Source organism: Terrabacter sp. 2RAF25 (genome assembly GCF_052115265.1).
In the GTDB taxonomy this organism is placed as follows: Bacteria; Actinomycetota; Actinomycetes; order Actinomycetales; family Dermatophilaceae; genus Terrabacter.
Window position 1 is genome coordinate 13,484 of sequence record NZ_JBFRGJ010000006.1, and the last position, 13,552, is coordinate 27,035.

Genomic DNA, 13,552 nt, shown 5'->3' on the forward strand with positions numbered 1-13,552 from the left:
CCACCGTATGCCGCAGAGCGGGCTCCCCGACGTGACCGTGTCGCGGCGGCTGCGCGCGCTCCCGCCCGGCTGGACGACCACAGCCGACGTCATCGTCGTCGGCTCCGGCATCGCCGGCCTGACCACGGCCCTGCGGCTCCGGCGCCGGGTCGACCGTGTGCTGCTCGTGACGAAGACGGTGCTCGACGAGGGCTCCACCGCGTGGGCGCAGGGTGGCATCGCTGCCGTCATGTCGCCCGAGGACAGCCCCCAGGAGCACATCCACGACACCCTCGTCGCCGGGGTCGGGCTGTGTGACGTCGACGCCGTCGAGACACTCGTCACCGAGGGCACCGACGCCGTCTGGGACCTCATCGCGCTCGGGGCCGACTTCGACCGGGGCGACAGCGGCGACCTCTCGCTCACCCGCGAGGGGGGCCACCACCGCGACCGCATCCTGCACGCCGGTGGCGACGCGACCGGCCGCGAGATCAGCCGCGCCCTCATCGCGGCGCTCGACCGCGTGCGTGACGACCCCGGCATCGAGGTCATCGAGCACGCGCTCGTCGTCGACCTGCTCACCGACGCCGACGAGCGGGTCTGCGGCGTGACGCTGCACGTCATCGGCGAGGGACAGGTCGACGGGGTCGGTGCTGCGCACGCGCGAGCCGTGGTGCTCGCCACCGGCGGCCTCGGGCAGATCTACGCCTCGACGACGAATCCGTCCGTCGCGACGGGCGACGGCATGGCCGCAGCTCTGCGTGCCGGCGCCGTGCTCGCCGACCTCGAGTTCGTCCAGTTCCACCCGACCGTGCTGTGGCTCGGCGAGGGCTCGCGTGGTCAGCAGCCGCTCATCTCCGAGGCCGTGCGCGGCGAGGGTGCGTTCCTCGTCGACGAGGCGGGCGACCGGTTCATGCAGGGCCAGCACCCGCTCGCCGACCTCGCGCCACGTGACGTCGTGGCCCGGGCCATCATCCGGCGCATGCGCGAGACCGGCACCGACCACGTCTACCTCGACTGCCGGCACCTCGGCGCCGAGTTCCTCGAGCAGCGATTCCCGTCCATCGTCCAGCGCTGCCGCGAGCTCGGCTTCGACCCGGCCACGCAGCTGCTCCCGGTCGCTCCCGCCCAGCACTACGCGTCGGGCGGCGTGCGCACCGACCTCCGGGGCCGCACCTCGGTCGAGGGGCTGTACGCGTGCGGCGAGACGTCGTGCACCGGCGTCCACGGCGCGAACCGCCTGGCGTCCAACTCGCTCCTCGAGGGCCTCGTCTTCGCCCGCCGCATCGCCGACGACCTCACCGCCCGGCTCGGCGCCGGCGAGCTCCCCGAGACCACGCCCGTCGAGCCGGCGGGCGAGCCGGAGCTGATCCGTGGCAAGCGGCGCCTCGACGTGCAGCGCGCCATGACCGCCGGTTCGGGCACGGTGCGCTCGGCGACCTCGCTGGCCGAGACGCAGGCGACCCTCGCCGGGCTGGCTGCCCGCGCCGTCACCGACGACGCCGAGAAGCAGGGCGGCCCCAAGAGCTGGGAGACCTCCAACCTGCTGCACCTCGGGCGAGCGCTCACGTATGCCGCCGCGCTCCGTGAGGAGACACGCGGGGGCCACGTGCGCGAGGACTTCCCGGCCCGCGACGACGAGCACTTCCTGCACCACGTGCACCTGCGACGCAACGCGTCGGGCGTGGTCGAGGCCGAGGTGGTGACGGTGCCGCAGTCGAACCTCGACGGGCTGGATCTAGACAACACGGCCGCCGCCGAAACGGCTGTGGCGCATGATGACTCACGAATGGAGGGGCGCCGGTGACCACCGACGGCCTGAGTGGCTTCCCGCTGGACTGGGCTCGCGAGCTCGTCACCGTCGCGCTGCGCGAGGACCTCGGTCCCGACGGCCTCGACGTGACGACCCTCGCGACGATCCCTGCCGACCAGGTGCGCACGGCCGAGATCGTCGCGCGTGCGCCTGGTGTCGTCGCCGGTGTGCCCGCCATCGGTCTCGTGCTCGCCGCGGTGGCCGAGAAGCTCGGGCGAGAGACGCCGTCCGTCGAGGTGGTCAACGACGACGGCACGCGGCTCGACCGTGGTGACGTCATCGCGCGGCTCACCGGCACGACCCAGGTCATCCTCGTGGCCGAGCGAACCATCCTCAACATCCTGAGCCGGCTCTCGGGCGTCGCGACCCACACCCGTCGGTGGGCCGATGCCCTCGAGGGAACCTCGACCATGGTGCTCGACACCCGCAAGACGACGCCGGGGATGCGCTGGCTGGAGAAGTACGCCGTGCGCTGCGGCGGCGGCACCAACAAGCGCATGGGCCTCTACGACGTCGCGATGATCAAGGACAACCACAAGCTGGCAGCGGGCTCGGTCGCGGCGGCATACGCCCTCGTGCGTGAGCGCTTCCCCGACGTCGACGTGCAGGTCGAGGTGACGACTCCCGCAGAGGCGCGGGAGGCCTACGACGCGGGGGCCCGCTTCATCATGTGCGACAACATGTCGGTGGAGGTGCTGCGCGAGACCGTCGACCTGCTGCGCGCGGCGGGCCAGCCGGTCGAGATCGAGGCCACGGGCGGTCTCACGGTCGAGGCCGTCGCCGACTTCGCGGCGACAGGCGTCGACTTCGTCTCCGTCGGTGGCCTCACCCACAGCTCGCCGATCGTCGACATCGCCCTGGACCTCACCGACTGACCCCCACCCCACCCGTCGAAAGGCCAAACTTCGTGGGTCGCTGACCGTCGAAAGGCCAAGCTTCGTGGGTCGCCGACCGTCGAAAGGCCACACTTCGTGCGTCGACGACGCCGCGATCGTTGGCCCCTCGACCGTCGCGCATGCGCAGACTCTGGCCTTTCGACGGGTGGCACTCGCAGTCATTGGCTTCTCGACCGGGGGGGTGGGCGTAGCCTGCGAGGCAGGAGGGTGCCGTGGGTGTCGTCGACGAGCTGGCCAGCGCCAGAGCAGAGTTCGAACGCGGTGAGTGGTCGGCCGCCCTCGACCGTTGGTCCTCGGTCGGGCCTGGGGGTCTGGCGGCGGATGACCTCGAGTTGGCCGCTGCGGCCGCCCACCTGCTCGGCCGGATCGGGGACGCCGTCGACCGCTACCGACGCGCCTTCGACGTCCGACTTGCGGAGGACGACACGGCAGGCGCTGCCCGCTGCGCCTTTCACCTGTCGATGATCGGCAGGACCAGCGGCGACCCCTCCGCGGCCGCCGCCTGGCTCGCCCGCGGTGAGCGCCTCGTCGAGGCACTCCCCGACGGTAGCCTCGAGTCCGGCTACGTCGCGTTCGCGCGGATGTTCACCCACCTCGGGGCGGGTCGCTTCACGGAGGCTCACGCGTGCGCGGTCGAGGCGACCGAGGCCGGCCGCCGCCATGACGACGCCGGCCTGCTGTCGACCGGGCTGTGCGCCCAGGGGCGGATGGCCATCTACGACGACCGAGTCATCGACGGGCTCTCCCTCCTCGACGAGTCGATGCTCGAGGCGACGACCCGGACCCTGGCCCCGGTCATGCTCGGGCACGTCTACTGCACCGCCATCGAGGGCTGTCAGGAGGTCTCCGACCTGCGCCGGGTCGTCGAATGGACGCGGCTGCTGCACCGGTGGTGCACCGACCAGCCCGGCCTCGTGACGTTCACCGGTCAGTGCAGCCTGCACCGTGCCCAGGTGATGCGGGCCCACGGGGCCTGGGACGCCGCGCTCGACGAGCTCACCGCCGCGATCGAGCGGTATCGGCTCGCGAGCGCCACCGACGCCGTCGGGCAGGCCGCGTGCGAGCGCGGCGACCTGCTGCGCCTGCGTGGTGAGCTCGAGGCCGCCGAGGCGGCATACCAGCTGAGTGCCGAGCACGGCTACGACCCTCAGCCGGGATCAGCGCTGCTGTGGCTGGCCCACGGTAGGACGGCTGCCGCGCTCGCGGCCGTACGCAGGCTGCTCGGCGAGCCTGGACCGGCGGTGCGACGAAGCCGGATGCTGCCGGCCGCCGTGGAGGTCCTGCTGGCCGCGAACGACGTCGACGGCGCGCGTGCCTGCGCGCGCGAGCTCGACGGCCTTGCCGAGTCCTTCGGGTCCGAGGTGCTCACCGCGACGGCGGCCACGGCCTGGGGGCGCGTCGAGCTGGCCGCCGGTGACCCGGCAGGTGCGCTGCCCTACCTGCGCAAGGCGCACCAGGCCTGGCTCCGCCTCGGCGTGCCCCACGACGCAGCGCTCGCCCAGGCCTCCGGCGGACGGGCGCTCCTCGCACTCGGCGACGGCGAGTCGGCCCGACGGGCGGTGGCGTCCGCGCGGGAGGTGCTCCTCTCGCTCGGGGCTCGGCCGGACGTCGACGCGCTCGACCGGCTGGGCTCACCCGGCACGCGACCTGCCGGTCTCACCGAACGTGAGGTCGAGGTGCTCGACCTCGTGGCGGTCGGACGCAGCAACGCCCAGATCGCAGCGGCCCTGGTGCTGAGCGACCGAACCGTGGCTCGTCACCTGAGCAACATCTTCACCAAGCTCGGCGTCGGGAGCCGCACGGCCGCAGCCGCTTTCGCCTTCGAGCACGACCTCGTACGCAGCCAGCCCTGACCGGACCGGCACCCGAATCACGCGGTTCAACCGGCGGCGGCCTCGACCCCGGGCCGCGTCGTCGTCGCGGTGGCCGACCTGCTCACGATGTGGTTCGCGACGAAGGCCGCGTCCCGACCGACGCCTGGCAGCACCATCGAGGCGAACGCGTACTGAAAGGCAAGCCCGCAGAAGAAGAGGCCGGGCACGTCGGTCGAGACGCCGCGGTACTCCCTCGGCCAGCCGTCGTCGTCGAGGACGGGAAGGTCGATCCAGTCGAAGTGCTGCTCGAACCCGGTGGCCCAGACGACGTTGGCGACGTCGAGGACCGTGCCGTCGTCGAGCGTCGGGCGGCCGTCGGTCACACCGGTGACGCGCTCCACGTGCCGCTCGACGCCGCGGGCCGCCAGGTCCGCGCGCTTGACCCTGAGCATCGGACCGCCGTGGTGGCGGATCTCGGCCATCATCCGTCGACCGATCGGCGTGCGCCGCGTCAGCACGTGGCGCCATGCGAAGAGCAGGATCGGGAACACGACATGCACGGCAGCCGTGTCCCAGCGCACCGGGATCTGACCGCAGTCACGGCCGACGAGGACGGTCGGCCGACTCTGTGCCAGTTCGTACGCGATGTCGCAACCGGAGTGCGAGGCCCCGACGACGAGCACTGGGCCCTCGCGCAGCTGGCTGGGACGGCGGTACTCGCTCGAGTGCAGCTGGAGGATCTCGGGGTCGAGCGTCGTCGCGACGTCCGGCACATGGGGAGCCCTCCCGAAGGTCCCGGTCGCGACGACGACGTTGTGACACGCGATGCTGCCCCGGTCGGTCGTCACCACGAAGCCGTCACCGTCCGGGCCGGCAGCCAGTCGCTCGACGCGCACACCGAGCCGGACGGGCAGACCGAAGCGGGCGGCATACGACTGCAGGTAGGCCGCGACCTCGTCCTTGCCGGGGAACGACCTCGGGTCGCCCGGGAACCGCATCCCGGGGAGCGAGTCGTGCCGCGCGGAGGAGTAGAGGCGAAGCGAGTCGTACTGCTGGCGCCAGCCGTCCCCGATGGCCGCGTTGCGCTCGAGCACGACGCACTCGTGCCCGCTGTCCACGAGCTCTCGCGCCGTGGCGAGCCCGGCCTGGCCGCCGCCGATGATGACGGTCTCGATGGTCTCCATGGTGTCCTCCCGGTGGTCGATGTCTCGACCGTAGGAAGGCTGGGGCAGTCACCGCGTCGGCCGTGATGCCCATTCCGGTAGGGGGCATGGGTAGGAATGACCATGGCTGGTGGCCACTCGTCAGGCGCGCGCCCGCGAAGTTTGGCCTTTCGACGGTGGCGCACCCGCGAAGTTTGGCCTTTCGACGGGTCAGAAGCGGCGGTGCCAGAGGTTGACGGCGTAGTCGACCCCAGTCGCATCCGGGTGCTCGGCGAGGATGAGGTCGGCGTGTTCGGGTGCGAACTCGATGCCGACGACGGCCTCGAAGTCCTGGCGTGAGTCGAAGTCCCACCTGATGGTGAGGCGCTCGCGCTGCCAGCCCCGGCGCTCCCAGAACCGCTCGACGGCGCGCGGGTCGTAGGACGGCAGTGCGCGCCGGAACCACGTGCCGAACGTCGAGCGCGTCGCGTCGTTGTCGATGACGAACGCCGCGCCGCCGGGGCGCATGACGCGGTCGAGCTCGGCCAGGCCCGGCTCGGAGCCCGGCCCGAAGAAGTAGGACCACCGGGCGTGCGCGACGTCGAACGACGCGTCGGGCACGCCGATCTCAGCCGCGCCCTCCTCACGAACCGAAACCGACGGCATGTCTGAGATCCGTTGTGCTGCAATGGCGGCCAAGGGGGGATGTGGTTCGACACCGGTGACCGACCGGGCAGTCGTGGCGAAGTACGGCAGGTGGAAGCCGGTGCCGCAACCGATGTCGACGACGTCGAGTCCTGCCCAGTCGAGCACGGAACGCATCGCGTCCTCGATGACGTGGTCGCGGTCGACGCCGCGGTTCTCGATCTCGTAGACGTCAGGCGTCTTCCAGATGTTGGGGGAGGGGATGATGCCGGAGTCGTCGCTCATGTGTTCCGCTGCGCCTCGATCGTGGCGGGGTGCACGAGCAGCGGCAGCAGCTTGCGCACGCCACGCGCGCGTACGGCCTTGACCTGGGCCAGGTGCGCCTCGGCGCGGATGGCGAGCTCGGCGTACGCGAGCGGCCCCATCAGCTCGGTGAGCTCAGGCGCGTTGGAGCGGTAGACCGGCTCGCGACCCACGTGGGCCTCGGGGTTGCCCGAGCAGTACCAGTCGAGGTCGTGGCCGCCGGGACCCCAGCCGCGACGGTCGTACTCGGTGATCGTCACCTCGAGGTAGCTCGTGTCGTCGGGCAGCTCGACGGTGCGGAACGTGCGCCGGATCGGCAGCTGCCAGCAGACGTCGGGCTTGAGGGTGTGCGGCTCGACCCCGGTGAGGACCGCGTGCTGGTGCAGCGCGCAGCCGGCCCCGGCGGGGAAGCCGGGGCGGTTGAGGAAGATGCAGGCGCCGTCGACGACCTTCGTCTTGCGAGCCCCGTCCTCCTTCTCGGTCCAGTCGTCCTTGCTGCCGGTGGCGCGCCCGACGGAGTGGTACTCCCACTCGTCCCCGCCGAGCTCCTCGACGGCCTTCTCGACGCGCTTCCAGTCGTCCTTCTCCGTGAAGTGCGCACCGAGGGTGCAGCACCCGTCGTCGGGCCGGCCGGCATAGATGCCCTTGCAGCCGCTGCCGAAGATGCACGTCCAGCTGCTCGTCAGCCACGTCAGGTCGCAGCGGTAGCGCTGGTTCGCGTCGGCGGGATCGGTGAACTCGACCCAGACGCGAGGGAGGTCCAGAGGTGCTTCAGCCACCGGCACACCTTATGCCGCAGACGTTCAGGACGCGTGCGAGGCGCCCACGTGGTGGAAGCCGCGTACGCTGATCGTGGCGTCCAGGTCGCCACCGGTGCGCGGGAAGGGGCTCAGCCTCCCTGGTGGCACGACGTAGGCGGTCCGACCTCCTTTCGGCCCGACCAGCGCACAGCGGGCACGACGAGAGGAGGCCGTCATGGCCCTGTCCCTGCCCGGCAACCCCGACCTCGAGCGGTTCCGTCGCGACGCGCGAAGGCTGCAGCGTGCCGTGCGCGCCGCCGACCCCACAGCGCTCGCGTATGCCGCCCGCCACCATCCCGGGCGCGCGCCGTCCGACCCCGCCACGTTCGGACTCAGCGACGCGCAGCTCGTCGTTGCCCGCGCGTACGGCCTGGCCAGCTGGCCTCGGCTGCGCGCGTACCTGCGCGCGGCCGCGCCCCTGAGCCGCGACCCGGAAGTGCTCGACCCGGCCCCGCTCAACCCCGACGGTGAGCGTCACCGCGCCCCCGGTGCGGGAGCACCAGCCGAATCCGCCTCTGCCGTGGCTGCGCTCGCGTGCCTGACCTACACCGACCGGGACGAGCCGGCGAGGTGGGCGCGGGCCGCCGAGATCCTGGCGGACGACCCCACCCTCGTCGACAGGAGTGTCTTCGTGGCGGCGGTCGCGGGCGATCCCGACGCGATGGAGCGGCACCGGTCGGCGGACCCTGCGGCGGCGACGCGTGAGGGCGGCCCGTTCCGGTGGCCGCCGCTGTTGTACGTCGTCTACTCGCGCCTGCCGCAGCGTGACCCCGTCACGACGGCGCGCGTCCTGCTCGACGCCGGCGCCGACCCCGACAGCGGCTATCTCTGGCAGGGGTTGCCGACGCCGTTCACGGCGCTGACCGGCGTCTTCGGTGAGGGAGAGGCGGGTCCGTCACGGCAGCCGCGGCACCCGCAGTGGCGCCAGCTGGCAGAGCTCCTCCTCAGCCGCGGGGCCGACCCGAACGACCGCCAGACGCTCTACAACCGGATGTTCAACCGCGACGACAGCCACCTCGAGCTCCTCCTCGCCCACGGACTCGGGCACCCGGCGTCGGAGGTGTGGGCGAGGCGCACGGGCGAGTCCGCCGAGACGATCGACGAGATGCTCGCGCGCCAGGTCGGCTGGGCTCGGGGGCACGGCTTCGGCGACCGGTTGGCGCTCCTCGCCGAGCACGGCCTCGTCCGGACCGAGCCCGCGACCGACGGCGGCACGCTCACCGGCACACCGCCCGACATCCACCGAGCCGCGACGCCCGCGGCCGTGAGCGCCGCCGTCGCCGCGGGAGCGGACGTCGACGCCCGACGCGACGGGCGCACGGCCCTGCACCAGGCCGCCTTCATGGACGACGGTCCACTCGTGCAGGCCCTGCTCGAGGCCGGAACCGATCCCGAGGCCCGCGACGAGGAACACCGCACCCGTCCCCTCGAGTGGGCGGGCTGGGCGCGAGCCGCCGCCGCACAGCGTGTGCTCGAGCCGGTGACGAGGCCCGGCGAGCACCCTGATTCCTGAAGGGTCTTGCCCGGGCCGGAGCTGATGGTCCGACCCGGGCCCCGCAGGCGGTCAGTGCGACGTGGCGGTGCTGTCGCGGTGATGCATGCGGGTCACCTGGAGGTCGGCGGCACCGACGAGGAACGTGACGGCGCCGACGATCCAGGCCGTCCACGCCATCGGGCGGGTGCCACTGAACCCCATCACCCAGGGCGCGACGATGAACGCCACGCCGATCAGGGCCGTGAGGCCTTCGAGCGGGATCAGGTCGGGCCGCACCAGCTCGGCGACCGCCGCGAGCGCCGCGATGGCGCCGAGGACGATCATCGTCGTGGTGGCCCGGGTGGTGGTTGTCGTCCAGATGGGTGACAACGCTGCATAGATGCCGGCGACGAGCGGCAAGGCATCTTGCGGATGCGTCCATCGGTTCATGGTCGCATCGACCCTCTTTCATGTGGGTCCGTCGATCCTGATGGCGGACCGGACACCTCGATTGTCGGCCGCCGCGGACGGCCGGTCAACGGGCCCGGCGTGCACCCGGTGACGGCAGGGGCGGCATACGGTGTCCCCATGACGACGCGCGACGCCGTGCGGGCGCGAGGGCGGAGACCCGGAGGTGAGGACACCCGCTCAGCGATCCTCCATGCGGCGCGGAAGTCCTTTGCCGCCAAGGGATACGACAAGACCAGCCTGCGCGGCATCGCCCGTGAGGCGGGTGTCGACCCGGCTCTCGTGCACCACTACTTCGACGGCAAGGCGGCGTTGTTCGCCGAGACCCTCGACGTGCCCGTAAACCCGGCCGAGCTGATCGAGCGCATCATGGCCGGCGACGTCGACCGACTGGGCTGGCGCATCGTCGAGACGTTCCTCGGGGTCTGGGAGCCGCCCGAACGACGGGACGCGCTCATCGCCCTGGTCCGGTCGAGCATGACGAGCGAGGAGGCGGCCCGGATGCTGCGGGAGTTCCTCGGCCGTGAGGTCTTCGGTCGCGTCGCGGCGTCGACCGGGGTGCCCGACCCTCAGCTGCGCGGGGCGCTCGCGGCCTCCCAGATGATCGGTCTCGTCGTCGCCCGCTACGTGATCAAGGTCCCGGCACTCGCCGACGCGACCCGCGAGCAGCTGATCGAACGCATCGGGCCGGTCCTCCAGCACCATCTCGTGGACAGCGGGCTCCGACCGGAGTAGATTTCATCACATGATGAATAACAGTGGACCGGCAGTGGCCGTGAGCGGTCTGCAGGTCATCCGTGGCAAGCGACGCGTGATCCCCCGGCTGGACCTCGAGATCCCGTCCGGCCAGGTCGTCGGGCTCCTGGGGCCCTCGGGCTCGGGCAAGTCCACGCTGATGCGGTGCATCGTCGGCGTGCAGGTCATCGAGGCCGGCACCGTGACCGTCCTCGGCCACCCGGCCGGGTCGCCCGTGCTGCGCGACGAGGTCGGCTACGTGACCCAGAGCCCCAGCGTCTACGCCGACCTCACCGTCCGCGACAACGTCGCCTACTTCGGGCGCGCGGTGGGCCTGCGCGGCCAGGAGCTGCGCGACGCCGTCGACCGCACGCTCGCCGAGGTCGACCTCGAGTCGCACGCCGACCAGCTCGTGCAGGACCTCTCGGGCGGTCAGGAGTCGCGGGTCTCCCTCGCGGCCGCGCTCGTGGGCCGACCCGGCCTCCTCGTCCTCGACGAGCCGACCGTGGGCCTCGACCCGGTGCTGCGTCGTGACCTCTGGGAGCTCTTCCGCAACCTCGCCGAGCGCGGGCACTCGCTCGTGGTCTCGAGCCACGTCATGGACGAGGCCACTCGCTGCGACCGCCTGGTGCTGCTGCGCGAGGGCCAGGTGCTCGCCGACGTCACGCCCGACGAGCTGCTCGCCCGCACCGGCGCGGCCGACGCCGACGCCGCCTTCCTCGCCCTCATCGACGCCGAGGCCGCCCGTGCCGGCGCAGCGTCGGCCCCCACCGACAGGAGCGCATCGTGAACGCCGGCCTCACCACCGCCACCTCCGGACGCGTCCTGCGCCAGGTCCGCACTGACCACCGCACCATCGCCCTCATCATCGTCGTCCCGTGCGTGCTGCTCGGCCTGCTCGCCTGGATCTACGACGGGACCCCCGTCTTCGACGCCATCGGACCCGCCCTGCTCGGCGTCTTCCCGATGGTCGTGATGTTCATCGTCACCTCCGTGGCAACCCTCCGGGAGCGGCAGTCGGGCACGCTCGAGCGGCTGCTCACGACGCCCATGGGCAAGGGCGACTTCATGCTCGGCTATGCCGCTGCCTTCGGAACACTGGCAGTCGTGCAGGCCCTCGTGGCAACAGGATTCGCTGTCTGGGTCTGCAACCTGGAGGTCGCGGGTCCACTCTGGCTGCTGATCGTCGTGGCCGTCTTCGACGCCGTGCTCGGCACCGCCCTGGGCCTGCTCGCCAGCGGCTTCGCCCGCACCGAGTTCCAGGCGGTGCAGTTCATGCCGGCCTTCCTGCTGCCGCAGTTCCTGCTGTGCGGCCTGCTCATCGCGCGTGACCAGCTGCCGACCGTGCTGGAGTGGATCTCCAACGTGCTGCCCCTGTCGTATGCCGTCGACGCGATGAAGGAGATCGCCCGCAACCCCGACCCGGTCACGACCGTGCTCACCGACCTCGGCATCATCGCGGCCTTCATCGCCGGGGCCCTGGCCCTCGGCTCGCTCACCCTGAGCCGCCGCTCCGCCTGACGGCATACGCCCTCACCTCACCGAACGCSGCGTTCGGTCGCGAACTCAGTGTTAGAACACCGCGTTCGCGACCGAACGCGGCGTTCGCGCGGGAAGGGTGTGCGGCGAGGGGCCGATAGGGTCGGGCCATGCGCCTTGGCGTCATCGACATCGGGTCCAACTCGGTCCACCTGCTCGTCGTCGACGCGCACCCCGGCGCGCAGCCGCTGCCGGCGTTCTCGCACAAGACCGAGCTGAGGCTCGCCGAGAGCCTCGACCCAGACGGACGCGTCGGTGAGGCCACCGCCGACCGCCTCGTGTCGTTCATCCGCGAGTGCCTCGTCGTCGCCGAGGACCAGGGCGTCAGCGACCTGTTCGCCTTCGCCACGTCCGCGCTGCGCGAGTCGCCCAACGGCGAGGCCGTCATCGACCGGGTGCGGCACGAGACCGGTGTCGAGCTCGAGGCCCTCAGTGGCACGGACGAGGCGCGGATGACCTTCCTCGCGGTGCGCCGCTGGTTCGGCTGGTCGAGTGGTCGGCTGCTCGTGGTCGACATCGGGGGCGGTTCGCTCGAGCTCGCCGGCGGCCTCGACGAGGAGCCCGACGTCGCCTTCAGCCTTCCGCTCGGCGCGGGACGCCTGACCCGCGAGCGTCTGCCCGGCGACCCGCCCACCGAGTCGGCCGCCCGTGAGGTCCGCGCGCACGTGCGCGCCAGCCTCGCCGAGCGCGTACGCCCACTGCTGGCTTTCGGTGCCCCGGACCGTGCCGTGGGCACGTCCAAGACGATGCGCTCGCTCGCGCGCATCGCAGGTGCCGCCCCTCGCGACGACGGGCCGTTCGTGCCGAGGACGTTGTCGCGCAACGACCTTCGCGGCATCGTCCAGCGGCTCGCGAGCCTCGACTCGGTCGCCCGCGCGCAGCTGCCGGGAGTCTCCGAGGGGCGAGCCCACCAGCTGTACGCCGGTGCCCTGGTCGCCGAGGCCGCGCTCGACCTGCTCCAGGTCGAGCGCCTCGACATCTGCCCGTGGGCCCTCCGCGAGGGGCTCATCCTCCGCAGGCTCGACCACCTGACCTCGTGAGGTGGCACCGGCGTGGGCCCGCCCGGAGGCCGTGCCGGACAATGGCCGCATGACGATCCGGGTCGGCCTCTCGACCGCCTCGCTCTACCCCGACAACGCGGCGACCGCCTTCGCGACCGCCGCGCGGCTCGGCTACGACGCGATCGAGGTCATGGTCTGGACCGACCCGGTGACCCAGGAGGCCGGGGCCCTGCGCGCCCTGTCCGAGCTGCACGGGCTTCCCGTCGTGTCGATCCACGCGCCGACGCTCCTGCTGACCCAGCGCGTCTGGGGTACCGACCCGTGGGGCAAGGTCGACCGGTCGATCGAGCTCGCCCTGGAGGTCGGCGCGAGCACGGTCGTGCTGCACCCACCGTTCCGCTGGCAGAGGGAGTATGCCGCCGGGTTCGTCGACGGGATCGCCCTGCGCGAGCACGACCACGGCATCACGCTCGCCGTCGAGAACATGTACCCCTGGCGCACGGCTCGCCGTGAGGTCATGGCCTACCTCCCGCACTGGGACCCCGTCGACCAGCCCTACGACAACGTGACGCTCGACCTGTCGCACACGGCGACCGCGGGTTCCGATGCCCTCGAGATGGCGCAGCGCCTGGGCTCCCGGCTGGCCCACCTTCACCTGGCCGACGGTCTCGGGTCGTTCCTCGACGAGCACCTGGTGCCCGGCCGTGGCACCCAGCCGTGCGCCGAGGTGCTCGAGCACCTGGCCGACACCGCCTGGACCGGCGACGTCGTGGTCGAGGTGTCGACGCGCAAGGGCGACCGCGAGCAGCGCGAGGTCGACCTCGCGGCCTCGCTCGCCTTCGCCCGCCTGGCGCTGATGCCCACGCGCGGCTCCAGCCGCATCTGACGGGCCGCTCCGGATCCCCGGCCCCGGGTGAGGCCGGGGTCGCGGCGAGGCGCTGGG

General features: G+C 72.2%; 13 protein-coding genes. 9 read left to right on the top strand and 4 right to left on the bottom strand.

Annotated elements, in window-relative coordinates:
* Window positions 1–7 precede the first annotated feature (7 nt).
* The 3 genes from AB4091_RS15150 to AB4091_RS15160 all read left to right on the top strand — a co-directional run bounded on the left by AB4091_RS15150 (window position 8) and on the right by AB4091_RS15160 (window position 4,541).
* Window positions 8–1,786 (top strand): L-aspartate oxidase, encoded by a 1,779-nt coding sequence (locus tag AB4091_RS15150; protein ID WP_442292587.1) that lies wholly within the window; start codon window positions 8–10, stop codon window positions 1,784–1,786.
* Window positions 1,783–2,667 carry a carboxylating nicotinate-nucleotide diphosphorylase gene (nadC, locus tag AB4091_RS15155; RefSeq protein ID WP_442292588.1) on the top strand — a complete coding sequence of 295 codons (885 nt, stop codon included), beginning with the start codon at window positions 1,783–1,785 and terminating at the stop codon, window positions 2,665–2,667. The genes AB4091_RS15150 and nadC overlap by 4 nt, the downstream gene beginning before the upstream one ends.
* Window positions 2,668–2,900: 233 nt before the next feature.
* A complete protein-coding gene (locus AB4091_RS15160) occupies window positions 2,901–4,541 on the top strand; it encodes a LuxR C-terminal-related transcriptional regulator (RefSeq protein WP_442292589.1) in 1,641 nt (546 codons plus the stop codon).
* Between the two features lie 26 nt (window positions 4,542–4,567).
* On the opposite strand, the gene AB4091_RS15165 is transcribed toward AB4091_RS15160, so the two are convergent.
* The 3 genes from AB4091_RS15165 to AB4091_RS15175 form a co-directional block, all read right to left on the bottom strand.
* Window positions 4,568–5,686 (bottom strand): flavin-containing monooxygenase, encoded by a 1,119-nt coding sequence (locus tag AB4091_RS15165; protein WP_442292590.1) that lies wholly within the window; start codon window positions 5,684–5,686, stop codon window positions 4,568–4,570.
* A gap of 189 nt (window positions 5,687–5,875) precedes the next feature.
* Window positions 5,876–6,574, bottom strand: a complete 699-nt coding sequence (locus AB4091_RS15170; RefSeq protein ID WP_442292591.1) for a class I SAM-dependent methyltransferase — start codon at window positions 6,572–6,574, stop codon at window positions 5,876–5,878.
* Entirely contained in the window at window positions 6,571–7,371 is an 801-nt protein-coding gene (locus tag AB4091_RS15175) for a hypothetical protein (RefSeq protein ID WP_442292592.1), read from the bottom strand. Before AB4091_RS15175 ends, AB4091_RS15170 begins: the two co-directional genes overlap by 4 nt.
* 196 nt (window positions 7,372–7,567) lie before the next feature.
* On the opposite strand from AB4091_RS15175, the gene AB4091_RS15180 reads away from it, so the two are divergent.
* Window positions 7,568–8,905, top strand: a complete 1,338-nt coding sequence (locus tag AB4091_RS15180) for a hypothetical protein (protein ID WP_442292593.1) — start codon at window positions 7,568–7,570, stop codon at window positions 8,903–8,905.
* Between the two features lie 51 nt (window positions 8,906–8,956).
* On the opposite strand, the gene AB4091_RS15185 is transcribed toward AB4091_RS15180, so the two are convergent.
* Window positions 8,957–9,316: an SPW repeat protein gene (locus tag AB4091_RS15185; RefSeq protein ID WP_442292594.1), complete on the bottom strand. Its 360-nt coding sequence runs from the start codon at window positions 9,314–9,316 to the stop codon at window positions 8,957–8,959.
* A 138-nt stretch (window positions 9,317–9,454) separates the two neighbouring features.
* Between AB4091_RS15185 and AB4091_RS15190 the strand changes: the two genes are divergently transcribed.
* The 5 genes from AB4091_RS15190 to AB4091_RS15210 all read left to right on the top strand — a co-directional run bounded on the left by AB4091_RS15190 (window position 9,455) and on the right by AB4091_RS15210 (window position 13,495).
* Entirely contained in the window at window positions 9,455–10,069 is a 615-nt protein-coding gene (locus tag AB4091_RS15190) for a TetR/AcrR family transcriptional regulator (RefSeq protein ID WP_442292595.1), read from the top strand.
* A gap of 10 nt (window positions 10,070–10,079) precedes the next feature.
* On the top strand, window positions 10,080–10,859 hold the full coding sequence (locus AB4091_RS15195) for an ABC transporter ATP-binding protein (RefSeq protein ID WP_442292596.1): 780 nt from the start codon (window positions 10,080–10,082) through the stop codon (window positions 10,857–10,859).
* On the top strand, window positions 10,856–11,590 hold the full coding sequence (locus AB4091_RS15200) for an ABC transporter permease (protein ID WP_442292597.1): 735 nt from the start codon (window positions 10,856–10,858) through the stop codon (window positions 11,588–11,590). Before AB4091_RS15195 ends, AB4091_RS15200 begins: the two co-directional genes overlap by 4 nt.
* 128 nt (window positions 11,591–11,718) lie before the next feature.
* Window positions 11,719–12,648 carry a Ppx/GppA phosphatase family protein gene (locus AB4091_RS15205; RefSeq protein ID WP_442292598.1) on the top strand — a complete coding sequence of 310 codons (930 nt, stop codon included), beginning with the start codon at window positions 11,719–11,721 and terminating at the stop codon, window positions 12,646–12,648.
* Between the two features lie 49 nt (window positions 12,649–12,697).
* A complete protein-coding gene (locus tag AB4091_RS15210; RefSeq protein WP_442292599.1) occupies window positions 12,698–13,495 on the top strand; it encodes a sugar phosphate isomerase/epimerase family protein in 798 nt (265 codons plus the stop codon).
* Window positions 13,496–13,552: the final 57 nt, after the last annotated feature.